We start from the raw sequence: 26,334 nt of genomic DNA, 5'->3' as shown, positions 1-26,334 counted from the left end.
CACGCTCCTTTTTTTGCGTAGCTGGGCGGAACCGCCCGGAATTTTCTAATACCCGACCCTGTCTTGTCACCTTTGTGAATTGTCTGCAGGTTCGGGCACACTTATGATTGGGTTCTATCCTTCGTCACATTGGAAATTGCAAGATGTTCCGCGTTTGGCTGGCAATTGTTTCGGTATTTATTTCGGTTTTTTCTTCGGGCGCATTGGCGACACCGGTCGCAGATGCGATGGGGGCCGTGCGCAGCCAGGATTGGCGCGCAGCGGAGCAATCAGTACGCGGGGAAAGCGAGGTCGCCAACGACATCGTCGAATGGCACCGGCTTCGTGCGGGCGAAGGTACATCTACTCAGGTGTTGGCGTTTCTGGCGCGGCGTCCGGATTGGCCGGGGTTGTCATATCTGCGCAGACAGTCGGAAGAAGTCTTTGTAGATGCGCCGCGCCAACAGATTTCCGAGTTTTATTCGTATGGCGATGCCCAAACGGCGCAGGGTGTCCTGACCCAAGCGCGAGAATTGGAGCGCCAGGGCAAAACTGACGCGGCACAGGCTCTGGTCATCAATGCATGGCGCACAATGGAGATCGGGCCGCAGTCGCATGCACAGTTCCTTGATCGCTATGGGCGCCTTCTGAAAAAGCACCACGTTGCACGCATGGACATGGTGTTGTGGGAGAGCTGGAAAAACAACACCGACCGGATGCGGCCCTTGGTCGATGATGGATGGAACAAACTTGCGGATGCGCGTCTTGGTCTACGGGCGCGGGTCAATAACGTCGACGCCCTGATTGCAGCGGTGCCGGAGAGGCTTAAGGGGGATCCCGGTCTGGCCTATGAACGCTTTGTCTGGCGCGCCCGCAAGGGACGGGACGATTCGGCCATTGAGCTTCTTCTTGAACGCAGCCGCGCAGATACGCTGGGCGAGGCCGAGGAATGGGCACGTCGTCGTCGCGATCTGGCACGCTCGCAAATGCGCGCGGGGAACTATCAGACTGCGTATGACATTGCCGCCACACATCGCCTTAGCCCCGAGGTCGGATATGCCTATTCAGACTGTGAATGGATTGCCGGTTACGTGGCGCTTCGTTTTCTGAACAAACCGGGTGTGGCACTGGGCCATTTCAAACGGTTCGAAGCCAGTGTTGCCACTCCGATTTCGCTGGGGCGCGCAGGATACTGGATTGGCAGGTCGTATGACGCCATGGGAGAAACGGACAAAGCGCAAGAGGCCTATCGCGTAGGTGGCGCTTATCAGACGAGCTTTTATGGGTTGCTCGCCGCAGAAAAGGCCAAACTGCCCTTGAACCCGGCCCTGAAGGGTGACGAGGTTTTCCCGAACTGGCGCAAGGCGGCCTTCGTGCCGTCTTCGGTGCACCACGCTGCGCTGTTGTTTTTGCAGGCCGGTGAATTGTCGCTAGCCGAACGTTTTTGGGTGCATTTGTCCGAAAGCCAGGATCGTACGGGGCTGGGCCAGATGGGCACCATGGTTCAGGATCTGGGCGCGCCACATATCGCAGTGATGCTGGGTAAGAAAATGGTGCGTGACGGTGTTGTGCTGCCCGGCCCCTATTATCCGCTGCATCCGATGATCAACCGCAACCTTGCGGTGTCACCCGAGATGGCCCTTGCGATTGCGCGCCGCGAGAGCGAGTTTGACCCGACGGTTGTCAGCCATGCCGGCGCGCGCGGCCTTATGCAGGTGATGCCAGGTACTGCCAAAATCGTCGCGCAACGCCTTGATCTGCCCTATTCCGAGTCGTGGCTCACGCGGCGGCCGGATTACAACATTTCGCTTGGGACTGAATATCTCGCGGGTCTTGCTGAACAATTTGACGGCAATGTCATCATGGTTTCTGCCGGATACAATGCCGGACCCGGACGCCCCGAACGCTGGATGCGTGAACGCGGAGACCCCCGGCGTCGTGGTGGGATGGATATTGTCGATTGGATCGAACACATCCCGTTCAGCGAAACCCGGAACTATGTCATGCGCGTCTCTGAAAGCCTGCCGATCTATCGTGCCAGATTGGGGCGTGACCCTTTGCCGATCCCGTTCAGCAAGGAATTGGTCGGGGCGACAATCAAGATCACCCGCTAGGGATCAGGTTGTTTCTCTTTCGCGCCAGAGCGTGAATAGCCCGGCCCCGACAACAATGACCGCACCAATCGCGACGTTGACACGCAAGTTTTCCCCGAAGGCAAACATCCCCAGAGCGGCGGCAAACGGGAGTTGCAGATAAGCAAAGGGTTGAACGGCGCTGGCCTCGGCGTGGTCATAGGTCTTAATCAGCAGCCAGTGCCCGAGAATCCCTGTGCAGCAAAGCGTCAGCATCCATAGCCAATCGGTGCCGACGATTGGCTCCCAGAAGAAAGCACCGATGGCAGTCATCACCACCATGCCGACGGTCCCGGTATAAAAGAAGCTGACTGCGGAACCGTCCGTGCGGGCGACATAGCGGGTCAGCAGCCCATAGACGGCAAACATCAAAGCGCCGATCAGCGGAACAATCGCTGCGGGTGTGAACACGCCATAGCCCGGTTCCAGAATGATCAGAACGCCGAGCATTCCGATTGCGATTGCGGTCCACCTGCGCCACCCTACCTTTTCGCCCAGAAACGGACCGGACAGGGCCGCGATGATCAGAGGGTAGCAAATGAAAATAGCATGGGTTTCCGTCAGACCCAGCAGCGTGAAGGCCAGAACAGTCACAACGATTTCGAGCGCCAGAAGCGCCCCGCGGAAACACTGCAAGAACAGATGCTGGGTTTGTACGGCTTTGCGCAACCCACCGGGACGCCGCGCAGAAAGGGCAATAACAAAAGCCGCAAAAAACCAATAGCGGATCATCACCACTAAATAGACGTTGTATTCACTTGCCAGATGCCTTGAGATTCCGTCCTGCATAGCAAAGACGAAGGTTGTAAGGCACATCAGCATGATGCCAAGCCGGTTATCTTGCGCTGTCATGGCAGTTTCTGCGCAATCGTCATGTGTCGCTTGCGGCCATAGCCCGGCACGCGCGTGACCTCGAAGCCCGCGTCTTGAAGGTTGCGACGCACGAATCCCGCCGCAGTATATGTCGCCGCAGTGCCTGTGGCCTTGGTGTGCCGCCCCACCTCTTGCAGAAGGTCCGCATCCCAAAGCTCGGGGTTCTTTGCAGGGGAAAACCCGTCCAGATACCAAGCGTCAGCGGCGAAATCATGTTGCCCCAGCATCTTTCGGGCATCCCCAAGGATGACACGGGCCTTGATACCCTCAAGTGTTGTCAGCGTTTTGTCTTGTGCCCATGCTTCGACAAGCCGCTGGGAATAAGTGGCAAGCGACGGGAAGGCACTAAGGGCGCGTGCCATCTCTGCGGCGGACATGGGAAAGCCCTCAAAGCTGGTAAAGCGCAACGGCGCAGTCATGTCCGCAGCATCCCAGGCGGCCCAGGTGGTCAGCAGGTTCAGTCCGGTGCCAAATCCAAGTTCGGCAATGTGGAACCCGGGCGTGAACCGGTTTGGCAGGTCGTTGCCCGCCAGAAAGACGTGGGTTGTTTCGGCTAATCCGTTTTCAAGGCTGAAATATGGATCGTCGAACCGGGTCGACACGGGTATGGCTCCATCGCGCCATTCCAGATTTGCGTGCTGGTCGCTCATGTCAGGATGCCTTAGTAAACATGCAACGCGAAAGCATTGGGCCACACGGGGTGATTTGGCAATGGTGGATGTAACCGTAATGGGCGCGGGTGCGTTTGGGCTTTCGGTGGCGTGGTCCTGTCTGCAACGGGGGGCCAGCGTGCGTGTGATCGAACCGCATGGCGTGGGGGCAGGCGCGTCAGGTGGCATTGTGGGGGCGCTGGCGCCACACACGCCGGAAAACTGGAACGACAAGAAGGAATTCCAATTTCAGAGCCTGATCAAGGCTGAAGGTTTCTGGGCGGAGGTCGAGGCCACCGGGGGGCTGAGCTCGGGTTATGGTCGGACTGGCCGTTTGCAGCCCATCCTGAACAACCGTGGCCTCGAACTGGCGCGCGCCCGTGAACAGAGTGCCGCTAACCTATGGAGAGGTCACGCGAGCTGGGCGGTGATCCGTCAAGAAAGTGCCGGCGAATGGGTGCCGAATGCGCCAACCGGGTTTGTGATCCATGACACGCTGAGCGCGCGCATGCACCCCCGCATGGCTTGTGCGGCGCTTGCCGCTGCGATCCGCGCAAAAGGCGGAGAGATCGTGCCATCGGGTCTGCAAGAGGGGGCGGTTGTCTGGGCGACGGGCTGGCAGGGTTTGGTTTCCCTGTCTGATGACATGGGTCGTATGGTTGGCAATGGTGTGAAAGGGCAGGCGGTTCTTCTGGAACTTGACCGTCCTAATCTGCCGCAAATCTTTGCCGACAGTGTTCACATCGTGCCGCATGTGGACGGAACAATCGCCATAGGTTCGACCAGCGAGAGGGAGTTCGAGAACCCCACCTCCACCGACGATCAGATCGACGCGGTCCTTGAACGTGCTTTTGCCGCGATGCCCGTCTTGAAATCTGCGAAGGTTCTGGAACGCTGGGCCGGCGTGCGCCCCCGCGCCAAAAGCCGCGCCCCGATGTTGGGCCCACATCCTTTGCGCCAGGGCGCGTTCATTGCGAACGGTGGTTTCAAGATCGGCTTTGGTATGGCGCCCAAGGTGGGTGACGTCATGGCGCAGCTTATCCTTGATGGGACGGATGTCATTCCACCAGATTTTCACCCGAAAGCATCTCTTTAACCGCTTATTCGGCCTCGGCGATCATGTTCTGACGTCCGTCAGGGCCGCGAACCCAAAGGGTTCCGTCGCCGCCCCAACAAAGTTCGGCGGTTTCAAAGTGCATCAAGGGGGCGGTGGCGCGGAATGAAAACCGGTTCAGACCGCCCAGCTTGTCCCGCGCCTGCAGCATCAGAAGCTGCGCCAGAAGCGGACCATGCACAACCAGACCGTCATAGCCCTCAACGCTACGCGCATAGTCCAGATCATAGTGGATTCGGTGTCCGTTGAATGTGAGGGCCGAATACCGGAACAACAAGGTGCTGTCGAAACTGCGCGTTTCAACATCCACCTCATCCGTACGCGCGGCAGGCGGCATGGGTTTTGGAGCTGCCGGATCAGGGTCCTCACGATAGACCAGATCTTGATGTTCGGTGACGCACACACGCCCGTTCTGTTCGAACTGATGCCTCAGCCTTACGAAACCCAGAGGCCCCGATCTCCCCTCTTTGAATTGTGCAGAAGCGACCGTGGTGGTCTTTGTTGCAGGATGACCGCAGAGCAGGTCATGGTGAAACTCCAACTGTCCACCTGCCCACATTCTCCGGGGCAGCCCCATATCCGGGATTAATCCCCCTACTTTCGGGTGCCCGTCTCGGCCCAGGTTCTCAGGAGGCTGCGCATCCCAGAAATAGAGATAATGAAAAAACGGTAGAAGCGCGTCACCAGGCCCCAAGTCGGCTGGCAAGCCGAGCGCGGTCAGGCAGGCTGCTGCCCGTGCAGGGTCCATCGCGTCGCTTTGGCTATAGGGTTCTACTGTGGAATCTTGCATAATCGGACCCTACGGGCCGATCAGAGCAGGAGCAAGATTTCATGCCACCCAAAGTCTCCAGTCTGGACCATCTGGTGCTGACCGTCTCAGATATCTCTGCGACCCTCACATTTTACAGTGAAATACTGGGCATGCAGATCGAACAATTCCGCCCCGCAGACGGCAGCACGCGCTGGGCATTGAAATACGGATCGCAGAAGATCAACCTTCACTCCGCAGAGGTGGTGTTTGCGCCGCATGCCAAACACCCGGTTCCGGGTTCGGCTGATCTGTGTTTTCTGAGCGACACGCCGATTTCGCAGTGGATGGCCCACCTGTCAGCAAACAGCATAGAGATAATCGAAGGACCGGTGCAACGCACGGGCGCCACCGGTCCGATCTTGTCTATCTATGTCCGTGACCCCGACCAAAACCTGATCGAGATCAGCACGGCTCAGTGATCATCAGCGGCCTATGTCAGCTTTCAAAACGGCCATGAGTAATTCGAGATTGCGGGCATAGCTTTCGGTGATCCGGCCCTCTGCATCGAACTGGTTGTTGCAGTCCGCGACCAGAACCTCGGGGCCGTTCGCGACAATCGGTCGGAACGGCGCCATACAAGAGCGCAGCATCGTATGCGCGCGGGCACCCCCCGCGCGCCCGGCGGCGGCGGACATGAGGGCGACGGGTTTGTCCATCCAAGGTTTGTCTGGCGCGCGACTGATCCAATCCAGCGCATTTTTCAAAACCCCAGAAATGCCGCTGTTGTACTCCGGCGTCGAGATAAGAACAGCATCCGCCTCGGCAATCTGCTTGACCAAGGCTTGCACGGCCTCGGGCAACCCATGATCATCCTCTTCGTCTCCGTGATAAAGGGGTACATTCAGGTTGGCTTCGGTATATACGGCATCGCCAAAAATGCGGGCCGCTTCCCGCAGCAGTTTTCGATTGGCCGACTCGGTACGAAGCGAACCTGACAGGCCGAGAAGTGTATATTGGGGCATTAGAATTTCCTGTTTTGCTTAAGGTCAAGCTAGGTGGCCTGTCAGGAAATACAACGCGCAACGCCGCACAGAACATGCGCGGCGTTACAAGGTCTTTAGATGTATCAGGCTTCGGTAGGCAGGATCACGATTTCAACGCGGCGGTTCTGTGCCTTGCCCTCTTCGGTCAGGTTCGAGGCAACAGGTTGGTCTTCGCCGCGTCCGATCGTCTGGATACGTTCAAAGGCGACCCCCCCTGCCATCAGCTTGTCTGCAACCGCATTGGCCCGACGCTCGGAAAGTTTCTGGTTGTGTTCCGCCGAGCCCGTGTTGTCGGTATGGCCCAGAACCTGAACCGTCGAGTTCGGGTATTTCTCGAGATTGCGGGCCACCGCGTAAAGATCGTCTGTCAGGTTTGCACTCACGACGGCACTGTCACTGTCGAAAAGAAGGTCATGCGGCATTACCACGATGAGGCGGTCGCCGGTGTTTTCCACCTTGATGCCGCCATCCAGTTCTGCGCGCAGTTCGGCGGCCTGTTTGTCAAGGTCGCGTCCGATCAGGGCGCCGACGCCGGCACCGACTGCAGCCCCCGCAACCGGGTTTGCGTCAAGGCCAATCGCGGCGGCTGCGCCGACGATGCCGCCAATCACGCCGCCCGCCTTGGTTTGGCGGTATTCGTCGCGCTCGTCTGCGCTTCCGGTCACATAGGCCGGGTCCGTGCAGGCGCTCAGCGCCACTGCGGAAATGGCAAAAAGGGTAAGGGGTAAGCGTTTCATCACTGCTGCCTCTGTATCTGTGGGCCGTTTATTCGGCTCTCCTCTGTAGCATATGGTGTTTTTCGCCAAGTCCCAAATAGGTCACGCTGATTTTTCGGCAGTTTCTTGCGCCTGGTAGGTAGTATCGCTTTCTGCCCGCGCGGCTTCGCGGGCAAGAAGAGCCCGTTTGACAGGAAGGCCCCAGTGATACCCGCCAAGCGCGCCAGATTTGCGCAAGGCCCGATGACAGGGAATAAGCCAGCTTACGGGGTTGCGCCCGATGGCCGTTCCGACAGCCCTGACCGCGCGCGGCTTGCCAATTGAGCGCGCAATTTCCGAGTATGTCGAGACTTGCCCCGAAGGAATGCGCATCAAGGCTTCCCAGACTTTGATCTGAAGCGGAGAGCCGATCATGTAGATCGGCGTTTTTCCGGCCTCGCCCGGATGTTCATTGAAGGCTGAAGCAACCCACGGATGCAGCAACGCGGAATCTTCCTTGAATGTAGCTTTTGGCCAGCGTGAGGTCAGGTCTTGCATGGCGGCCTCTGCCCCTGTCTCGGCGGCGAATGCGATCCCGCAGAGACCTTTTTCGGTGCCCATGACCAATGCCGGGCCGAACGGGCTTTCAAACCAGCCCCAATGAATGGTCAGCCCTGCGCCGCGCTTGGCATATTCTCCGGGGCTCATGGCCTCCCACCTCAGGAAAAGATCATGCAAACGCCCGGTGCCCGACAGGCCCACGGCATTCGAGGTTTCCAATGTTGTGAAATGGTCATGCAGCAAAGACTTGGCATGTCCCAAAGTCAGGTATTGCTGGAACTTTTTCGGAGAAACGCCTGTCCAGCGCGTAAAGGTACGCTGGAAGTGGGCCGGGCTCATGTCCATATCCCGCGCCAGATCCTCAAGTGAGATCACGTTCTCGCTATTGTCTATGACTTCGATTGCGCGCCGCATGACATTGTAGTGGTAAGCTTGCTGCAAATCGGTCATCAGACCCTCCTTTGGCGTTTATCTGACAGTATGAAGCGCGCCCCGTCAAAGCGACCCGAAAATTGCGCAATTCTCATCATCTCCCCTGAAAAGAAGACGTGAGGCATTTTTCGTTTCTATTCAGGCGTCAGCGGCGAGGAATACGGTTGTCCTACAGCCGACAGATACCCATATAGCGCCGCATGCAACACAACGGGGACTCGCACCACATGTCTTTGCGCGACAGGCTTGCCGATATTCTGGACCGCCCTCTGGTCCGCAATTTCATTCTGGGGGTTATTCTTTTCAACGCGGTAATCCTCGGGCTAGAGACATCGGCCGAGATCATGGACGCGTTCGGACCCGTCATCATTGGTCTGGACAAGCTGTGTCTTGCCATTTTCGTGGTCGAGATCACGGCGAAATTATTTGTGCATCGCGGCAGGTTCTTTCGCGATGGATGGAACCTCTTCGATTTCACGATTGTCGCCATATCGTTGATCCCCGCAGCGCAGACCTTCTCAGTGCTGCGTGCATTGCGCATCCTGCGACTGTTGCGGGTTGTCTCGGTGGCCCCGTCTTTGCGGAGGGTGATTGAGGGACTGTTAAATGCCCTGCCTGGAATGGGGTCGGTTTTCATGCTGATGGGACTTATTTTCTATATCGGTGCGGTGATGGCGACCAAGCTTTTCGGTGCGGCCTTCCCCGATTGGTTCGGCACCTTGGGAAAATCGATGTATTCGTTGTTCCAGATCATGACGCTGGAAAGCTGGTCCATGGGAATCGTGCGTCCGGTTATGGAAACTTATCCCTATGCATGGGCGTTTTTTGTGCCCTTTATCCTGGCGACGACGTTTATCATTCTTAACCTCGTTGTGGGCCTGGTGGTGAACTCGATGCAGGACGCCCATAATGTCGAAGCGGACGAGTTGACCGGCAACTACCGGGACGAGGTTCTTTCGCGGCTGAGCGAGATTGAAGGCTTGTTGAAAGCGCAGTCCGAGTCAAAGACTGGTTCTGACAGGTAATCACGAGCCAATGACGGAATGGCCCCTTGCCGCCTGACGTGGCAACAGGCATACCGCCATTATGGCCAAGCAACTTAAATACCATACGATCCGTGAAATTTTTGCGCGGTTTCAACAGGCGGAACCCGCACCCAAGGGCGAGCTGGACCACGTCAATGCCTATACGCTGGTGGTCGCGGTGGCCTTGTCAGCGCAGGCCACAGACAAAGGCGTGAACCGCGCCACGGCAGAGCTTTTCAAAGTGGCGGATACGCCCCAGAAGATGCTCGACCTTGGCGAAGAGCAACTCATCGAGCATATCAAGACCATCGGCCTTTACCGCAACAAGGCCAAGAATGTGATGAAGCTCTCGAAAATTCTAGTTGAGGAATATGCCGGCGAGGTACCTTGCTCGCGCGCGGCGCTTGAAGGTTTGCCGGGTGTCGGGCGCAAGACAGCCAACGTTGTGTTGAACATGTGGTGGGGTCATCCGGCCCAGGCCGTGGATACCCATATTTTCCGGTTCGGCAACCGTTCCGGTGTCTGTCCGGGCAAAGATGTTGTCGCTGTGGAACGGGCAATCGAGGACAACATACCGGTTGATTTCCAGTTGCACGCCCATCATTGGATGATCCTACACGGCCGCTATGTCTGTAAGGCCCGTAAACCCCTTTGCGGAACCTGCCTGATCCGCGATCTATGTGAATTCGAGGACAAGAACCTATGAGTCAGTATCAGGTTGTCGGCATCGGCAACGCCATCGTTGACGTGATTTCCCAGTCGGACGACTCGTTCCTTGACCTGATGGGCATCCAGAAAGGGATCATGCAACTCGTCGAACGCGAACGCGGCGAGATGCTTTATGCCGGGATGACCAACCGCACTCAGGCTCCCGGCGGGTCCGTGGCAAATACAATTGCCGGACTAGGCAGCCTTGGTCTGTCGACCGCCTTTATCGGGCGTGTGCATGACGACGCGCTGGGCAAATTCTATGCCGCTGAAATGCAGGCCGACGGCACCGATTTTGTGAATCCCCCCGTGCCGGGCGGGGAATTGCCCACGTCGCGGTCCATGATCTTTGTGTCTCCGGACGGTGAACGCTCGATGAATACCTATCTTGGGATTTCGGCTGAGCTTGGGCCTGATGACGTCCCGGACGACGTGGCTGGTAAGGCGCAGTTGTTGTTTCTCGAGGGCTACCTCTACGACAAGCCGAAAGGCAAAGAGGCCTTTGAAGCAGCCGCACGCTTGTGTCGCGCCGGCGGTGGCAAAGCCGGCATCGCCTTGTCCGATCCGTTCTGTGTCGAGCGTCACAGAGAGGATTTCCGCCGTCTTGTGAAAGAACTGGATTTCGTGATCGGCAACGAACATGAGTGGCAGTCTTTGTATCAGACGGATCTGTCTTCAGCGTTGGAACAAGCCGCAAATGATGCGGGCATCGTGGTCTGTACGCGGTCTGGTCATGATGTGGTATTGGTCCGGGGCGACGAAGAGGCCGTAGTGCCGGTGAACGAGGTAGTGCCCGTGGATGCCACCGGGGCGGGCGATCAGTTCGCCACTGGGTTCCTCTATGGTGTGGCCACCGGACAGAGTCTCGAAGTCTCGGGCCGGATGGGCTGTGTCGCGGCGGCAGAAGTGATCGGTCACTATGGGGCACGTCCCGAAACTGACGTGAAGACCCTGTTTAAACAGGCCGGGCTGATCTGATCGGACGCCAGCGGCGCGTAGGATTTGCGCGCAAGGCGCGCGGGTGCGAAGCGTTGCCTCGCGCTCTGAGGTAATTATCCCAAGAAAAGGACTAATCCGCGCGGGGCGCGGGCGGGGTTAGTCGCCAAGCTTGGCGTGCACTTCGTCAAGGTCGATTTCGCCAATCGGCATCTTGTTCGATGGATCCTCGAAATCATATTTGAACAGGTCAAAATCCCGTTTGTAGATTTCATACACCAGATGCATCGACAGATCGTCGAAGTAGTCCTCGACCGGATGGGCGCGTTTTGGGCCATGCCCTTCGGATTCATTGAAGCGAGGAATCGCACTCAGGTCCACGGCATGAGGCGTTTCGATATGGTCGAGCACGGATTGCATGCCATCGTTGAATTTTTCCGTCCAGAAGATGTTGTCGTATTGCCCGCCATTCACGATGAAGGTGGATACATGCCCTGACATTGCGGACCAGTGAATGTCGGGGTCCATGGGGCGGCGCCAGCGAATGGTGTCGCGGGCGAACAGCAAAAACCGCCGGAAGCTGCGGATTTGGTCAAACTCCTGTTTGCCGTCATCGCCGCCCACCTCAATTCCGTATTTCTGGATTAAGGTCGGGACAAGGTTGCCGCGATACCGTTTTCCGTTGCGCTGAATCCCACAGATTTTGTCGAAAAACGAACTCAGGATGCGGGTATAGGGGTTGCGTACACAGGTGAACGCATAGGATTTGTGTGACTGCACGTTGCGCGTGATCGGGTCCTGGCTGCTTTCCAACGCCCATTTGTGCATGCCTCCGGTCGCGTCGTGAATGTCACCGTTAAAAAATTCGCCTTGATCGGAATAATACATGATCTGCCCGATGGTCGAGCAGGCGCATTTGGGAACCACGCGATAAACAACGCTTTCGCTCTCGGTCATCCAGGTGCCGGGAAATCCCATGAAATACTGCCTCCGTTGGTCTGTGGTCCTGAGTTATTCGGCCACAGTTTGAATTCGCTACAAAAAAGCAAAGAAATGCTGTTTATTCAACGCCCGTTCAGCATTATCAAAATAAACAATCAAGACAAGAACGAGGCAACGGTTTCCAAAATGGCAAAAATCGCGTTCATTCTGCTCTGCCACAAGGACCCCGAAGCGATCATTCTTCAGGCGCAACGCCTGACGGCTGCAGGTGACTATATCGCGATTCACTTTGATGCACGCGCGAAACGCGAGCATTTCGATCTGATTCAAGATGCCCTCTCGGGCAATCCGAATGTCGTATTTTCAAGGAAACGCATCAAATGCGGTTGGGGTGCATGGAGCCTTGTGCAAGCAACGCTCTATGCGGTCGAGGCAGCAGTCGAGAGTTTTCCGCGCGCGACACATTTTTACATGTTGTCCGGGGATTGTATGCCGATCAAAACGGCAGATTTCGTACATGACTATCTTGATGACCACGACGTCGATTTCATCGAGAGCTTTGACTATTTCGAAAGCGACTGGATCAAGACCGGCTGGAAGGAAGAGCGGCTGATCTACCGCCATTTTTTCAACGAGCGCACCCAAAGACGGCGTTTCTATGCGATGTTCAACGTGCAGAAACGTTTGGGGCTGACCCGGGACATCCCCGCGGACATTCAGGTTCAGATCGGGTCGCAATGGTGGTGTCTGCGCCGCCAGACGATTGAAGCCGTTCTGGACTTTACGCGGCAACGCAAGGACGTGATGCGCTTTTTTCGCACGACCTGGATCCCGGACGAGACATTTTTCCAGACTATCGTGCGCCATCTGATTCCTGAAACGGAAATCCGCACGCGCACGCTGACATTCCTGATGTTCACCGATTATGGGATGCCGTTGACTTTCTATAACGACCATTATGATTTGTTGCTCAATCAGGACTACCTGTTCGCGCGCAAGATCAGCCCCGAGGCGTTGGAACTCAAGGAACGGTTGGGCAACCTGTTTGCCGCAACAGGCGTGCGCTTCCAGATTTCCGGCGAGGGACCCAGCCTGTTTCGATTCCTGACAGGGCGGGGCCGGATTGGTCGCCGGTTCGCGAGCCGTTTCTGGGAAACGGAATCGGCTTTCGGTCGCAATCGCGAACTGAAAATCATCGTCTGCAAAAAGTGGCACGTGGCCAAGCGTCTGTTGGCCTCGATCCAGCGAGAAACCGATCTGCCGTGCATGGCGTATCTGTTCAATGAAGAGAGCACGCCACTTCCCGATCTCGGGGGGATCGAAGCATCGCTTGGCAAGCGAACCCGCCACCGACGCGCGCTGATGCGGATGTTGTTCGACTATTACAACGCAGACCAGATGGTTATCTGTCTGGATCCGTCGTCGCTTGACCTGATCTATGACTTTTACGGGGACAGGTCCGGCACGCGCATGTTGGAGATCCAGTGCGACTTTACCGATGACTATCTGATCGGTCACGCCAACAGGATTGGCCTTGTCGGGGCACAAACGCCGCAGGAAACTTTGGAACGTCTATTGCCGACAATCCGCCAAGACATGGTGCATGAAAGCGACAAGATTCGCGATGGCAATTTCGAACACCACTATCGGTTGCGCCAGAGTGATGACCCGGAAGCACAACTGCTTGCCATGACAGGATTTCTCAACGCATCCGAAGGGCGCGCGGGGCGCGCGCTTGCGGTGGAACACCTGTTTGCCGACTGATTGCTTGTTGCTTGGCGAACAACTTGCCTAGTGAGAGGATGTAAGTTTCAGGAAAACATCTTCGAGATCGGCTTGTTCGGTTTTGACGTCTCGAATCCGGATTTCCGCCGCGCGCACGGCGGCAAGCACATCCTCGGCCGTCGTATCATTGGCCTGATAGGTGAAGGCAACGGCACCGCCGTCACGGCGGGCGACGTTTAACCCCGGAAATTCGGGCAGTTCTTCGACCGGGGACATGGGATCAATAACCAGTGTTTTCGCGTCTATTGCGCCCAGAAGATTCTGGGTGCTGTCGCAGGCCACAAGAGAACCCTGGTCGATAATTGCAATCTGGTCGCACATTTCTTCGGCTTCTTCGAGGTAATGCGTTGTCAGGATGATTGTTGTCCCGCGTTCTTTGTTCAGCTTGCGGATATTGGACCAGAGCATCTGCCTGAGTTCGATGTCCACACCGGCGGTCGGTTCATCGAGAACAAGGATTTGCGGATGGTGCACAAGCGCCTTGCCAAGCAGCAGACGCCGACGCATTCCTCCAGAAAGCGTGCGGGCATAGGCCTCGGCCTTGTCGGTCAGTCCGACCATTTCAAGGATTTCATCGCTGCGCCGCTGGGACTTGGGAACGCCGTAAAGCCCTGCCTGCACCTCAAGCGCGCCGCGCGGGGTGAAGAAGGGATCAAGGTTCAGCTCTTGCGGCATAACACCGATCGCGGCACGCGCCTGTCGCGGGTTTTCATCTTGGTCAAATCCCCAGATGCGCACAGACCCGGCTGTCTTGGTCACGAGGCCAGCCATTATGTTGATCGTGGTGGATTTGCCCGCCCCGTTCGGGCCGAGCAATCCAAAGATCGAGCCCGCCGGAACATCCAGATCCAGCCCCTTTAGGGCCAGTTTTTCCGGTGCACCTTTGCCGGCACGGTATGTCTTGGTCAATCCCCGGATTTCAATGGCGTTCTGCGTCATGGCGGCTCTTGCTCCGTGGCTCTGGATGGCTCATAGTCGCCCATATCGAAACAGGTTCACAACGGCAACCAGAAGGACCCGACGCAATGTCTCAACCAGCCCCGGAAACCAAGATCGTCAACAGCTACAAGGTGGCCTGTGATGGTGGTGAAGGCGCCTTGGGACACCCGCGTGTCTATCTGCAGATCCCGCTCGAACAGGGATGGGTCGAATGTCCTTATTGTGACTGCAAATACATCCATGCCGACGCCGCAGACGCCGCCTGAGATCGCATCGGCCCAATAGGGGGCTTTTGGTTCGGTTGCCCCTCACAGGTGGGTTTGCGCGAAGTGTCGGTCGGGGCTTTCTAGATGGGGCACTGCATTGAATTGGACCAGCAATGGTTGGTCCAGCACCATTTGCCAGCGATGCAATGACGTATTCATGATGGCAAGGCACATTTTGGCCCAACCCTGAATGTCGAGCGACAGTGTCTGGCGCAGCACCATGCCAATCAATCCGCCGGACGTCACCACCAGCGCCCGCCCTTGCCCGGCGGCGACATCTTCCATGGCATCCCGCACGCGGGCCTCGAACGCGGCATAGCTCTCGGGGGCACCTTCGATCTCGCCGCGTTCCCACGCGCCCAGCACGGTTGGCAGGTGTTCGACAAAGGCCTCCCGTTCCGAGGGCACCGACAGGCCGTGTTGTTCCTCCATCAACCGGGACAGTGTGAAATAGGCAAATTCATTCAGCCGCGGGTCGCGCACGATATCGGCGTGGCGGTCTGCACCCATGCTGGTCGCGGTTTCGATATGCCGTGTCAGGGTGCCGCAATAGACCCGCTGGAACTTGTCCGCGGTGGTTTCCATGTGATGGCCCAGCCAACGTGCCTGTTGGTGGCCCAGATCGGACAGGCGATCATACGAGATTTCATCGCGGGCTTCGGTGTTTGCCTGACCATGGCGAACAAGGGTAATATGCGGCATCTGAACGTCCTCTGACTGCGCCTCATGCCTAAGCCAGAAGCGCGGCAATCGAAAGAGGCTTTTGCCGGTGCGCCTGCCATGACGCCCCGGCACGGCGCTGCCGCAAACGAGGTGGTCTTGGCGCAAATTTGCTTTGCCCTGTCGGATTAAGAGACTCGCGGGTCTGACAGGGCGTCGTAAGGTGCAGCTGAATCATGGAGTCACGCATGTCCGAAACCATTACGTTCACGCTGGACGGGGAAACCGTTCAGGCCCAACCCGGGGAAACCATCTGGGAAGTTGCCAATGGCCGTGGTCTGGTCATCCCACATCTGTGCCACAAACCGGCGCCGGGATACCGGCCCGACGGCAATTGCCGGGCCTGCATGGTAGAGATCGAAGGCGAACGAACACTGGCAGCGTCCTGTATCCGTGAACCCCAGGATGGCATGGTGGTCACCACCAATAATGCACGCGCCACGAATGCCCGCAAGATGGTTGTCGAAATGCTGGTCGCGGACCAGCCCGCGCGTGAAGATGCGCGGGACAAGTCCAGCCATCTTTGGGATATGGCAGACGCCACAGGTGTCAGCGACAGCCGTTTCCCCAAGCTGGAAGAGGGACGTATCCCCCTGCTGGATGACAGCCACGTGGCTATGCGTGTGAACCTTGACGCTTGTATCTCGTGCGGACTGTGCGTACGCGCCTGCCGCGAAGTTCAGGTCAATGATGTGATCGGTATGGCGGGGCGCGGCCACGAAGCCTACCCCACCTTTGACATCATGGACCCCATGGGGCAATCGACCTGCGTGGCCTGCGGCGAATGCGTGCAGGCCTGCCCGACCGGCGCACTTATGCCCGCCACGGTCGTCGACGAAAACCAGGTGGGTGACAGCGCCGACTATGACAGCGAAACCGAGAGCGTCTGCCCGTTCTGCGGGGTTGGATGCAAGGTGTCGCTCAAGGTGAAAGACGGCAAGGTCAAGTATGTCGAAGGCATCAATGGCCCCGCCAACGAAGGCCGTCTGTGTGTGAAAGGCCGTTTCGGATATGATTATATCCACCACCCGCATCGCCTTACAAAACCGCTGATCCGCCGCGAAGATGCGCCCGAAAAGGGGCTCAACGTGGATCCCGGCGATCTGTCGACGCATTTCCGCGAGGCAACTTGGGAAGAGGCGATGGACCTGGCTGCCAAGGGTCTCATGAAGCTGCGTGATGAAAAGGGCGGCCAATCCGTAGCCGGGTTCGGGTCCGCCAAGTGCACCAATGAAGAGGCGTATCTTTTCCAGAAGTTCATCCGGCAGGGATTCAAACACAACAACGTCGATCACTGCACCCGCCTGTGCCACGCCTCTTCCGTTGCGGCATTGATCGAAAACGTGGGGTCCGGCGCGGTGACCGCGACCTTCAACGAGATCGAGAACGCCGATGTCGCGATTATGATCGGGTGCAATCCGATCGAAAACCATCCGGTAGCGGCCACCTATTTCAAGCAGTTCGCGAAACGTGGTGGCAAGCTGATCGTGATGGATCCGCGTGGTGTCGGCCTGCGCCGTTTTGCCGATGAAATGGTCCAGTTCCGCCCCGGTGCGGACGTATCCATGTTGAACGCCATTATGAACGTGATCGTCGAGGAAGGTCTCTACGATCAATCTTATATCGACAAATACACCGAGAACTGGGAAGCCGAGAAACAACACCTTGCGCAATTCACGCCAGAAGCGATGAGTGACATCTGCGGCGTCAGTCCGGAACAACTGCGCCGTGTGGCCCGGACCTTTGCCAATGGCAAAGCGGGGCTGATCTTTTGGGGTATGGGTGTTTCGCAGCATATCCACGGGACCGATAACTCGCGCTGCCTGATTTCGCTGGCCCTGATGACCGGTAATGTTGGCAAACCAGGGGCGGGTCTGCACCCGTTGCGTGGGCAGAACAATGTGCAGGGCGCATCAGACGCGGGCCTGATCCCGATGTTCCTGCCGGATTATCAGTCGGTGACGGACGACGCTGTGCGCCATGCCTTTACCGAAGTCTGGGAGAGTGACGATTTCTCGAATGAAAAGGGCCTGACCGTCACAGAAATCGTTGATCAGGTCTATGCGGGCAATATCAACGGCATGTATATTCTTGGCGAAAACCCCGCCATGTCGGACCCCGACGTCGAACATGCCCGTGAAGCGTTCGCCAAGCTGGAGCTGCTGATCGTGCAGGACATTTTCCTGACGGAAACGGCAAATTACGCAGATATCATTTTGCCCGCCTCAGCCCTATACGAAAAAAACGGTACCGTTTCGAACACCAATCGTCAGGTGCAGCGTGTGCGCCCCGCCGTCGCCCCTCCGGGAGAGGCACGCGAGGACTGGGCCATCACCGTCGAATTGGCCCAGCGGATCGGGCTGAATTGGAATTACCCGGATGTGTCGGACGTGTTCAACGAGATGAAGCTGAACATGAAATCCCTCAACAACATCACGTGGGAGCGGCTTGAGACAGAATCTATCACCTATCCCTCGCTCAGTGAGACAGATCCCGGTCAGGCCATCGTGTTTGGTGACGGGTTCCCGCGTGACGAAGGGCGTGCCCGCTTTACGCCCGCGTCGGTCATCCCGCCGGACGAGGCGCCGGATGATGAATACCCGATGATCATGACAACGGGTCGCCAGCTCGAGCATTGGCACACAGGGTCGATGACGCGCCGGTCGCTGGTTCTGGATGCGGTCGAACCGGAAGCCAACTGTTCCATGCATCCACGGACATTGAAGATGATGGAGGTCGAGCCTGGGCAGTTGGTGAGGCTGACCACGCGGCGCGGATCAATCGAGATCATGGCGCGGGCCGACCGCGCGATTGCCGAGGACATGGTGTTCGTGCCCTTCGCCTATGTCGAAGCGGCAGCGAATATCCTGACCAATCCGGCGATCGATCCATATGGCAAGATCCCCGAGTTCAAATTCTCGGCTGTCAGGGTCGAGAAGGTCGAACGACAAGTCGCGGCAGAGTAGTTTCGGACATTTTTACCTGGGTGCGGGCGCGCTTCGTGCGACCGCACCATTGCGCGGTTCGAGGCAAGACTCGACTATCTCATCAAGAGCGATAGACAAAAGGAGCACCCGATGACGCGCTTGCCTGTCCAACCCGAGAGATTTTTGAAGGATCTGCACGCCTTGAGCGGGTTCGGGGCCTCGGGCGTAGGCAAAGGCGTTGTGCGTCCCGCGTTTTCGCAGAATGATATCGCTGCGCGCAAATGGCTCATCCAGAAAATCCGTGAGGCAGGGCTGACCCCGCATGTCGATCCGGTAGGATCTGTCTGGGGATTAGCCGAAGGGGCGTCCCTGCTCTTGGGATCGCATACCGACAGCCAGCCCGAAGGCGGCTGGCTGGACGGGGCGCTGGGCGTGATGGCCGCGCTTGAAATCGCGCGCACGGCCCGCGAACACGACGGCCCGGCGGTGTCGATCGTGTCCTTTCAGGACGAAGAAGGCCGTTTCGGCGTCACCACAGGCAGTGCGATCTGGGCTGGCACCCTGTCTTTGGAAGAGGCTGACACCCTGACCGACAGGGATGGGATCACATTCGCCGAGGCGCGTTCAAGCATGGCCCATCTTGCGGGGAACTTCGTCGATCCGGCGCGGTTCACGGCGTTCCTCGAGATGCATATCGAACAGGGTCCGTGGCTGGACCAGTCTGAAGATGTAATCGGTGTGGTATCAGATATTGTCGGCATCCGGGACATGCGCATCACTTTTGAGGGAGAACAGAACCATGCAGGTACGACCCCGATGCACCTGCGCAAAGATGCCTTTCAGACCCTTTCCACATTCAACACCTCCTTGAACGAGGCCTTTGCCGAGGTTGTGACCCCCGCAACTGTCTGGACCATCGGACATGTATCGCTACACCCGAACGCGTCATCCGTTGTGCCGGGCAAGGTGGTGTTTTCGATGCAGTGGCGGGATGCCGACAAGGCACGGCTTGACCGCATGGAAGAGATCGTTCGGACCGAGGCAATGGGCATTGCCGAAGACCACGGCTTGCAGGTCAGCTTCGGACCGCTTTTGGGGCTTGAACCCGTTGCAATGGACGCGCGCCTGAAACAGGCGCTGCGACAGAGTGCCGAGAGCTTGGCTCCGGGCCAGTGGCGCGACATGCCCTCCGGTGCACTGCATGATGCTACGAATGTCGCCGCGCATTTGCCCGTGGCCATGCTGTTCGTACCTTCCATTAACGGGATCAGCCATGCCTTTTCCGAGGACACCGAGGAAGAAGATCTTGTGGTGGGCCTGAACGTGCTGGCTGGCGCGGTCGTGCGGCTTACAAATTGACAAGCATACGATCGGACCGGGCATAGCCGCGTCTGATCGCCTTGTTGCGCAACCGGTCGGCCGCCAGCGAGGCCTCGCGCAAGTTGCCATAAAGGTCAACCTTGGATCGCCCTTTGCCACCTGTGAAACCCCATTCCCGCAGAACAGAAATCTCTTCAAACAAATTGTAAGAGATTTCAACGCGATAGTATCTGGGCCGAGAGGCTCGTGTTCGACGATAAAGGATACAGACAGCCATAGGTTCAGACTATTCCAGCGCGAATCGCGGTGCAACAGATCCCTTTCTGCATCGTCAAAAAAAGGCCCCCACAGCCATCAGGATCTGCGGGGGCAGCGGGAGTGAACCCGGATTTCTATTTTAAGCCGTTTGCATTTGTCGCGGCCCCATTCCGACAGAGAAAAGAACGCTTGTATCTTAGCAACAGAAAAGACATGTCTTGTTGATCCCCAGTGCCAGCGCACTCAGGAAAAATGCGCTCCGGCAACATCAACATGGCAGCCTGCGCATCGGACGCGACGGCCCCAGAAACGTGAGTGGCGACTGCCCCGCCTTGAGTAACCCCAAGCGATCCGGGCGTCTGGTAACGTTCCATATGTTCGGGAAACGGCGAAGAGTGGTCCGGTTGGAATGTCTGTAGCCAAAAAACTTGGAGACCCAAACTGTGCTTGGCACCGTTCTGACTCCAACATAGGTCATATGTTATCCTCCTTACCCAAAAGGATAACATAATATTGCGCTTAAATCTATATTTTGTGTGTGATTGGCGTTTTTGCCAATTTCTAGGTCTGCGCCGGTCGGCCAAACTGCGTGTTAAAAGGCGGCTTCGTTACGGGACGCTGCCGGAATTGCACCTGCTATAGCTAGCCCCAGCTGACATCGCCGAGAAAGATATATCCCGCGCCGTAGATCGTTTTGATGAGCCGCGGGTTCTTGGGGTCTTCCTGCAATTTGGTCCGTAGCCGCGAAATACGCACGTCCATGGCGCGGTCGAAACTCTCACCGGCGGCCCCCCCAAGGGTTTCCTGCATGTGCGCGCGGCTGATGAGCCGCTTCGGGCTGTCCAGAAACAGGCGCAAAACTTCGCCTTCGGCGTGGCTGAACGTGGTTTCGGCCCCTGTTTCGTCTTCAAGGACATACCGGTCGAAATAGGCGGTCCAGCCATTGAAATGGGCTGTGTTGCTGCTCGACTGTGCGGCGGGTCGCTCTTTCCGCAAACGCGCGCGCACGCGGGCGACAACCTCGGCCGGATCAAATGGTTTGATGATGTAATCATCCGCTCCCAGCTCGAGACCCGTCACACGATCCTGCACCTGCGCGCGCCCAGATATGATGATGACCGACGCGCCCTGTTCCAGAGCCAGCCGATGCACCAGCGTTAAACCGTCCTTGTCCGGCAGGCCCAGATCCACAAGACAGATATCCGGGGTCGTTGATTTGAGCGCCGCTTCGAATTCCGTGGCGCGTCCAAATCCCATCGTGCGAAACCCGGCATCCTCTAGAGCATCGGCAAGCATCGACCGGATTTCCGGCTCATCATCCAGAATGGTAACCAAAGGGGCGGTCATGGCGTCACCTCGTGTGCAGGAATGAGTCGAGTTGGTCGACGCTGAAGGGTTTTGAAAGTATCGGCACCCGTGCGGCCCCCTCGATATAAAGGGGATCTGTCTTCGGCAAGGATGTCATCAGGAAACACGGAATGCCATCGGGCGGCAAGGATCTGATGAGGTCCACGCCGCTTGCTTCACCTTCCAGAGAAATATCGGACAGAAGCATGGAAATCTCTGGCACGCTTTCCAACAAGGCACGGGCTTCGTCGACACTGGCGGCTTCGATCACCGTATGGTTCATGTCGGTCAGCATGTCGCGGATCACGCCTCGCAAATCGGGGTTGTCCTCAACCAGAAGCACCAGCCCGGGGGCGGTCTCGTCATGAACGCGCCGCAGGGGCAGGCGTAGGGTGACACATCCGCCCACAACCGTGTTTTCCAGACGCACTTCGCCGCCCGCCAGTTTGGTCATGTCATAAACCATGGCCAGTCCCAGCCCCGAACCTTCTCCGCCCTTGGTGGTAAAGAACGGGTCAAGCGCGCGCTTCAGGGCTTCCTCGGAAAACCCTGTGCCGGTGTCGCTCACGCGGATTTGCAGCCATGTGTCATGGATCAGGGCGGTGTTGATCGTGATGGCCCCATGACCGGAGCAGGCATCCCGCGCGTTCAGGATCAGGTTCACCATGGAATCCTGCAACATGCCGGGATCTGCCAGAACGGGCACATCGGGAATTCCGTTCTCGATTGTAAGCTTGATCGTCGGCGGCAGGGTCGGGTTGGCCAGCGTTTGCAAATCGGCGAGGAAAGCCTTCATGTTCACGGGCTGCATTTCCGGCGCGCGCTGCCCTGTCATGTCGGCGATCCGGTTCAGCAGCGTACCCCCTCGGCGCGATGCGGCCAGCGTGGCCTCAATCAACTCCTGCGCCTCCGGCGGAATCTCCATGCGTTGCAGTTTGGATTGCATCCCGAGGATGATGGTTAGCAGGTTCGAAAAGTCATGGGCCAACCCGCTGGTCATTTGGGCCGCAATCTCGCGGCGACGCGTTTGTTGGAGCGCGACACGGGTTTGGGTTTCTTCAGTGATATCCATCGAAAGGATGTAGACGCCGCGCGACTGGCCTTGTCCGCCATCCGGGGTAAACGCCACACGGATCCTGCGCGTGCTGAGATGGTCATTGAACTCAAATACCGACGCCTTGCCGTGGAAGGCGCCCTCGAGATGTGGCTCGATCGCGAGATAGGCAGATTCGCCCAACGCATCGCGGATATGGTGCCCGACGATATTCGAAGGACGGCCGGGCATCACCGCAGACAGGCGTCTGTTGGAATAGGTGTAATGCTTGTCTGGTCCGACATGGGCGATGTGGGCGGGCATCATCTCGGCCGTCAACCGCATCCGCGCTTCCGAGTTGGTCAGCTGCCGTTTGGCCTCTTCCAGCGCCATGACCGTGGATTCAAGCTGCCGGTTGGTCGCTGAAAGCTCTTCTGCATATTGCAAGAGTTGGTCCGAGAGTTCTTCGGATCGCGAGCGCAGCAGTTGCTCTTGGCGCTTGGTGTTGGTGATATCCGTATAGACCGCGACCCACCCGCCTTCAGGTAAGGGGGATCCTTCTACGCTGATCCAGCGTCCATTGCGCATCCTGCGTTCCAGATAATGCGGCTCGAAGGCCAGCGCCTGATCAACGCGCCCTTGGACAAAGGCATCGATATCGTCGATGTCCCCGTATTCGCCCCGCTCTGTAAGATAGCGGATGGTCTCACCGAAATCGGCTCCCGGCATGTTGTATTTTCTGGGGAGCTTGAACATGTCGTGGAAGCGTTCGTTCGCAAGAACCAGCTTCAGGTCGCTGTCATAAATCGTCAGCGCCTGTTGAATCAGGTTAAGGCCGGCAATGGTCATGGCCTGTGCAGTGGCTGAATTTGCCTCCATCAAGCTGTCCTCCCATCTCATGGCTAACACCGGGATCAGGGTGCGAAAAGACGGAAAAGCAGTCTGTTACAATTCGTAAGAATTGGGAAATGTTCAGGAAAAAGTTGACGACCAGTGTGAAACGGCACCTAATCAGGTGAAGGAATCGCTTTGGCGGTTTTGGCCCGTGGAGGCGGGCTTAAGGGAGGATTAAATTTTGGGACAGTCGTCACAGGCGACCGGCGGACTCGCGTCCGTTCCGGCGCTGTTGCAACGTAACGCCACGCTGTATGCCGAAAAGGCTGCGTATCGTGAGAAAGAGTTCGGGATCTGGCAAACCTGGACCTGGGCCGAGACCGAGAAAGAGGTCGAGGCTCTGGCCCTTGGCCTGATCAATCTGGGCGTGAACGAAGGCGATTTCATCGCTATCATCGGCCGCAACCGTCCGTATTTCTATCAAGCCATGGTCGCCATCCAGTCGGTTGGCGCCGTGCCAGTGCCTGTCTACAACGACAGTGCAGCGGAAGAGATGGAGTACATTCTTGGCCACTGCGGTGCACGTTTTGCCATCGTTGAAGATCAGGAACAGGTCGACAAGATCATCGAGATTCAGGAACACCTGCATCAGTTCGAGCACATGATTTATATCGACCCGCGCGGCATGCGGAAATACGACCACCATGCACTGCACGAATATAGCCATGTGCAGAACCAGGGGCGCGCGGCCCATGACGAGTTCATCAGCGATCTGAAAGAGCGCCGCGAAAAGCTGGATTACGACAGCACCTGCGTGATGCTTTATACTTCGGGGACCACGGGTCGCCCGAAGGGGGTTGTGCTCTCGAACCGTAACGTGATCGAGTCGGCCAAGAACGCGTCAGAATTCGACAGCCTGACTGCGGACGAAGAAATCCTGTCTTACCTTCCGATGGCATGGGTTGGCGACTTTATCTTCTCGGTCGGCCAGGCCTATTGGTGCGGCTTCTGTGTGAACTGCCCTGAATCGGCAGACACAATGATGACCGACCTGCGGGAAATCGGCCCGACCTATTTCTTCGCGCCGCCCCGCGTGTTCGAAACCCAGCTGACCAACGTCATGATCCGCATGGAAGACGCGGGCAAGTTCAAGCGCAACATGTTCAACCGCTACATGGCGCACGCCAAGAAAGTGGGCGGTGACATTCTCGACGGCAAGCCCGTCAGCGCCATGGACCGCCTGAAATATGCCATCGGCAACTTCTTCGTCTATGGCCCTCTGAAGGATACGCTGGGCCTTGGCCGCGTGCGTGTCGGCTATACGGCGGGTGAAGCGATCGGCCCTGAGATCTTTGATTTCTATCGTTCGCTTGGGATCAACCTTAAGCAGCTTTATGGCCAGACCGAAGCCACTGTGTTCATCACGGTACAACCGGATGGCGAAGTGCGGGCTGATACCGTTGGTGTGCCGGCTCCTGACGTGGAAATCCGCATCGACGACAATGGTGAGATTTACTATCGCTCGCCCGGCGTCTTTGTCGAATACTATAACAACCCGGAGTCGACAGCTTCGACCAAGGATCCCGAGGGCTGGGTGGCAACGGGCGATGCAGGCTTCTTCGAGGAAAACTCGGGTCACTTGCGTATCATTGACCGCGCCAAGGACGTCGGCAAAATGGCCGACGGCAGCATGTTCGCCCCGAAATATGTCGAGAACAAACTCAAGTTCTATCCCGACATTCTCGAGGCGGTTCTGTTCGGCAACGGCAAAGATCGCTGTGTGGCCTTTATCAACATCGACCTGACCGCTGTTGGCAACTGGGCCGAGCGCAACAACATCGCCTATGCTTCGTATCAGGAACTGGCCGGGCATCCGCGTGTTCTGGACACGATCCAGGAACATGTTGAAACCGTGAACAAATCCGTGGCCGAAGACCCGATGCTGTCGGGCTGTCAGATCCACCGCTTCCTTGTCCTGCACAAGGAACTGGATGCGGATGACGGCGAAATGACCCGGACCCGCAAGGTGCGCCGTGTCGTCGTAGCCGACAAGTTCAACGATCTCGTCGAGGCGCTCTATGATGGCTCGCCCGAGGTCTCGACCGTGACCGAAGTGACCTATGAAGACGGCCGTAAGGGCGCGATCAAGGCGACGCTGCAACTGCGCGACGCCAAGGTCTTTCCCACTCAATCCGCAAAGGTAGCCGCAGAATGAGCACCCAGGAAAGCTATGTCACCGAAGACGGCCGCACCATCGGCCCGACGGTGATGGAAATGAAAAACATCACGCTGCGCTTTGGCGGTGTGAAGGCAATCACCGACATTTCGTTCGACATCCGCGAAGGAGAAATCCGCGCGATCATCGGCCCGAACGGCGCCGGCAAATCGTCGATGTTGAACGTGATCTCGGGCTTCTATGTCCCGCAGGAAGGTGAGGTTTGGTACAAGGGCAAGAAGCGCCCGCCTATGAAACCTTACCAGGTGGCCCAACAGGGCATTGCCCGGACCTTCCAGAACATCGCGCTGTTCGAAGGCATGACCGTTCTCGATAACGTCATGACCGGTCGTCTGCGCCAGATGAATGCCGGGCTGCTGTCGCAGGCAATCTGGCGCGGCAAGGCCGAGAAGGAAGAGATCGAAAACCGCGAAGCCGTGGAAAAGATCATCGACTTCCTCGAAATTCAGGCCATCCGCAAAACGCCCGTGGGTCGTCTGCCCTATGGTCTGAAAAAGCGGGTCGAACTGGCGCGTGCCCTTGCGGCGGAACCGTCGATCCTGCTTTTGGACGAACCGATGGCCGGTATGAACGTCGAGGAAAAAGAGGACATGTCCCGCTTTATTCTCGATATGAACGACGAGTTCGGCACCACCATCGCGCTGATCGAGCACGATATGGGCGTTGTGATGGACCTGTCTGACCGCGTTGTCGTCATGGACTACGGCAAGAAAATCGGCGACGGGACCCCCGACGAAGTGCGCAGCAACCAGGCCGTTATCGACGCCTATCTGGGGGTGGCACATGACTAATCAAATCATTGAAACCAATGTAAAATCCGGAGGCGTG

Annotated in this window: 24 protein-coding genes and 1 pseudogene; 12 read left to right on the top strand and 13 right to left on the bottom strand. The window is 57.5% G+C overall.

Going from position 1 to position 26,334, the window contains the following annotated elements; genetic code table 11:
- Positions 1–143: 143 nt before the first annotated feature.
- A complete protein-coding gene (locus WNE31_RS00240) occupies positions 144–2,093 on the top strand; it encodes a lytic transglycosylase domain-containing protein (RefSeq protein WP_349977575.1) in 1,950 nt (649 codons plus the stop codon).
- Between the two features lie 3 nt (positions 2,094–2,096).
- Here WNE31_RS00240 and WNE31_RS00235 read toward each other — a convergent pair whose 3' ends face one another.
- Both WNE31_RS00235 and mnmC2 read right to left on the bottom strand, forming a co-directional pair.
- Entirely contained in the window at positions 2,097–2,963 is an 867-nt protein-coding gene (locus tag WNE31_RS00235; RefSeq protein WP_349977574.1) for a DMT family transporter, read from the bottom strand.
- Positions 2,960–3,634, bottom strand: a complete 675-nt coding sequence (gene mnmC2, locus WNE31_RS00230; protein ID WP_349977573.1) for a tRNA (5-methylaminomethyl-2-thiouridine)(34)-methyltransferase MnmC2 — start codon at positions 3,632–3,634, stop codon at positions 2,960–2,962. The genes WNE31_RS00235 and mnmC2 overlap by 4 nt, the downstream gene beginning before the upstream one ends.
- A 61-nt stretch (positions 3,635–3,695) precedes the next feature.
- On the opposite strand from mnmC2, the gene WNE31_RS00225 reads away from it, so the two are divergent.
- Positions 3,696–4,730: an NAD(P)/FAD-dependent oxidoreductase gene (locus WNE31_RS00225; RefSeq protein WP_349977572.1), complete on the top strand. Its 1,035-nt coding sequence runs from the start codon at positions 3,696–3,698 to the stop codon at positions 4,728–4,730.
- 4 nt (positions 4,731–4,734) lie between these two features.
- Here the strand turns inward: WNE31_RS00225 and WNE31_RS00220 are convergent, their stop codons facing one another.
- Together WNE31_RS00220 and WNE31_RS00215 are read right to left on the bottom strand one after the other, a co-directional pair.
- The gene (locus WNE31_RS00220; protein WP_349978254.1) at positions 4,735–5,151 is read right to left on the bottom strand and encodes an HTD2 family dehydratase; all 417 of its coding nucleotides are present in this window, start codon (positions 5,149–5,151) and stop codon (positions 4,735–4,737) included.
- Positions 5,152–5,325, bottom strand: a pseudogene (locus WNE31_RS00215) (FAS1-like dehydratase domain-containing protein); the annotation flags it as partial.
- 254 nt (positions 5,326–5,579) lie between these two features.
- On the opposite strand from WNE31_RS00215, the gene WNE31_RS00210 reads away from it, so the two are divergent.
- A complete protein-coding gene (locus tag WNE31_RS00210) occupies positions 5,580–5,978 on the top strand; it encodes a VOC family protein (protein ID WP_349977571.1) in 399 nt (132 codons plus the stop codon).
- A gap of 3 nt (positions 5,979–5,981) precedes the next feature.
- On the opposite strand, the gene WNE31_RS00205 is transcribed toward WNE31_RS00210, so the two are convergent.
- The 3 genes from WNE31_RS00205 to WNE31_RS00195 all read right to left on the bottom strand — a co-directional run bounded on the left by WNE31_RS00205 (position 5,982) and on the right by WNE31_RS00195 (position 8,248).
- Positions 5,982–6,521 carry an NADPH-dependent FMN reductase gene (locus tag WNE31_RS00205; protein ID WP_349977570.1) on the bottom strand — a complete coding sequence of 180 codons (540 nt, stop codon included), beginning with the start codon at positions 6,519–6,521 and terminating at the stop codon, positions 5,982–5,984.
- A 104-nt stretch (positions 6,522–6,625) separates the two neighbouring features.
- Positions 6,626–7,279 carry a YiaD family glycine zipper/OmpA-like lipoprotein gene (locus tag WNE31_RS00200; RefSeq protein WP_349977569.1) on the bottom strand — a complete coding sequence of 218 codons (654 nt, stop codon included), beginning with the start codon at positions 7,277–7,279 and terminating at the stop codon, positions 6,626–6,628.
- An 81-nt stretch (positions 7,280–7,360) separates the two neighbouring features.
- Positions 7,361–8,248 (bottom strand): bifunctional helix-turn-helix domain-containing protein/methylated-DNA--[protein]-cysteine S-methyltransferase, encoded by an 888-nt coding sequence (locus WNE31_RS00195; protein ID WP_349977568.1) that lies wholly within the window; start codon positions 8,246–8,248, stop codon positions 7,361–7,363.
- A gap of 209 nt (positions 8,249–8,457) precedes the next feature.
- Here WNE31_RS00195 and WNE31_RS00190 point away from each other — a divergent pair, with 209 nt between their 5' ends.
- The 3 genes from WNE31_RS00190 (at position 8,458) to WNE31_RS00180 (ending at position 10,941) form a co-directional block, all read left to right on the top strand.
- Complete coding sequence (locus WNE31_RS00190) at positions 8,458–9,255, top strand: ion transporter (protein WP_349977567.1); 798 nt, start codon at positions 8,458–8,460, stop codon at positions 9,253–9,255.
- A gap of 61 nt (positions 9,256–9,316) precedes the next feature.
- On the top strand, positions 9,317–9,961 hold the full coding sequence (nth, locus tag WNE31_RS00185; RefSeq protein ID WP_349977566.1) for an endonuclease III: 645 nt from the start codon (positions 9,317–9,319) through the stop codon (positions 9,959–9,961).
- Positions 9,958–10,941: an adenosine kinase gene (locus WNE31_RS00180; protein WP_349977565.1), complete on the top strand. Its 984-nt coding sequence runs from the start codon at positions 9,958–9,960 to the stop codon at positions 10,939–10,941. Before nth ends, WNE31_RS00180 begins: the two co-directional genes overlap by 4 nt.
- Before the next feature lie 117 nt (positions 10,942–11,058).
- On the opposite strand, the gene WNE31_RS00175 is transcribed toward WNE31_RS00180, so the two are convergent.
- A complete protein-coding gene (locus tag WNE31_RS00175; RefSeq protein WP_349977564.1) occupies positions 11,059–11,877 on the bottom strand; it encodes a sulfotransferase family protein in 819 nt (272 codons plus the stop codon).
- Between the two features lie 150 nt (positions 11,878–12,027).
- On the opposite strand from WNE31_RS00175, the gene WNE31_RS00170 reads away from it, so the two are divergent.
- The gene (locus WNE31_RS00170) at positions 12,028–13,605 is read left to right on the top strand and encodes a DUF5928 domain-containing protein (RefSeq protein ID WP_349977563.1); all 1,578 of its coding nucleotides are present in this window, start codon (positions 12,028–12,030) and stop codon (positions 13,603–13,605) included.
- A 27-nt stretch (positions 13,606–13,632) separates the two neighbouring features.
- Here WNE31_RS00170 and WNE31_RS00165 read toward each other — a convergent pair whose 3' ends face one another.
- Positions 13,633–14,565, bottom strand: a complete 933-nt coding sequence (locus WNE31_RS00165) for an ABC transporter ATP-binding protein (protein WP_349977562.1) — start codon at positions 14,563–14,565, stop codon at positions 13,633–13,635.
- 86 nt (positions 14,566–14,651) lie between these two features.
- On the opposite strand from WNE31_RS00165, the gene WNE31_RS00160 reads away from it, so the two are divergent.
- Positions 14,652–14,831 (top strand): zinc-finger domain-containing protein, encoded by a 180-nt coding sequence (locus tag WNE31_RS00160; protein WP_349977561.1) that lies wholly within the window; start codon positions 14,652–14,654, stop codon positions 14,829–14,831.
- Between the two features lie 42 nt (positions 14,832–14,873).
- Here WNE31_RS00160 and WNE31_RS00155 read toward each other — a convergent pair whose 3' ends face one another.
- Positions 14,874–15,533 carry a histidine phosphatase family protein gene (locus WNE31_RS00155; RefSeq protein WP_349977560.1) on the bottom strand — a complete coding sequence of 220 codons (660 nt, stop codon included), beginning with the start codon at positions 15,531–15,533 and terminating at the stop codon, positions 14,874–14,876.
- Between the two features lie 206 nt (positions 15,534–15,739).
- Between WNE31_RS00155 and fdhF the strand changes: the two genes are divergently transcribed.
- Entirely contained in the window at positions 15,740–18,517 is a 2,778-nt protein-coding gene (fdhF, locus tag WNE31_RS00150) for a formate dehydrogenase subunit alpha (protein WP_349977559.1), read from the top strand.
- Between the two features lie 120 nt (positions 18,518–18,637).
- Positions 18,638–19,837: a hydantoinase/carbamoylase family amidase gene (locus tag WNE31_RS00145; protein WP_463407411.1), complete on the top strand. Its 1,200-nt coding sequence runs from the start codon at positions 18,638–18,640 to the stop codon at positions 19,835–19,837.
- On the opposite strand, the gene WNE31_RS00140 is transcribed toward WNE31_RS00145, so the two are convergent.
- From WNE31_RS00140 to WNE31_RS00130, 3 genes are all read right to left on the bottom strand, one after another.
- Positions 19,827–20,075 (bottom strand): WGR domain-containing protein, encoded by a 249-nt coding sequence (locus WNE31_RS00140; protein WP_349977557.1) that lies wholly within the window; start codon positions 20,073–20,075, stop codon positions 19,827–19,829. The genes WNE31_RS00145 and WNE31_RS00140 overlap by 11 nt on opposite strands.
- Before the next feature lie 623 nt (positions 20,076–20,698).
- Positions 20,699–21,403: a response regulator transcription factor gene (locus WNE31_RS00135; RefSeq protein WP_349977556.1), complete on the bottom strand. Its 705-nt coding sequence runs from the start codon at positions 21,401–21,403 to the stop codon at positions 20,699–20,701.
- A gap of 4 nt (positions 21,404–21,407) precedes the next feature.
- Positions 21,408–23,315 carry a hybrid sensor histidine kinase/response regulator gene (locus WNE31_RS00130; protein ID WP_349977555.1) on the bottom strand — a complete coding sequence of 636 codons (1,908 nt, stop codon included), beginning with the start codon at positions 23,313–23,315 and terminating at the stop codon, positions 21,408–21,410.
- Between the two features lie 196 nt (positions 23,316–23,511).
- Between WNE31_RS00130 and WNE31_RS00125 the strand changes: the two genes are divergently transcribed.
- Entirely contained in the window at positions 23,512–25,485 is a 1,974-nt protein-coding gene (locus tag WNE31_RS00125) for an AMP-binding protein (RefSeq protein ID WP_349977554.1), read from the top strand.
- On the top strand, positions 25,482–26,297 hold the full coding sequence (locus WNE31_RS00120; RefSeq protein WP_349977553.1) for an ABC transporter ATP-binding protein: 816 nt from the start codon (positions 25,482–25,484) through the stop codon (positions 26,295–26,297). Before WNE31_RS00125 ends, WNE31_RS00120 begins: the two co-directional genes overlap by 4 nt.
- Positions 26,298–26,334: the final 37 nt, after the last annotated feature.

It is taken from the genome of Shimia fortis (assembly GCF_040225985.1).
Taxonomy (GTDB): domain Bacteria; phylum Pseudomonadota; class Alphaproteobacteria; order Rhodobacterales; family Rhodobacteraceae; genus Shimia.
Note: the sequence above shows the minus strand (reverse complement) of the source record. Positions and strands in the feature narration are given on the sequence as shown.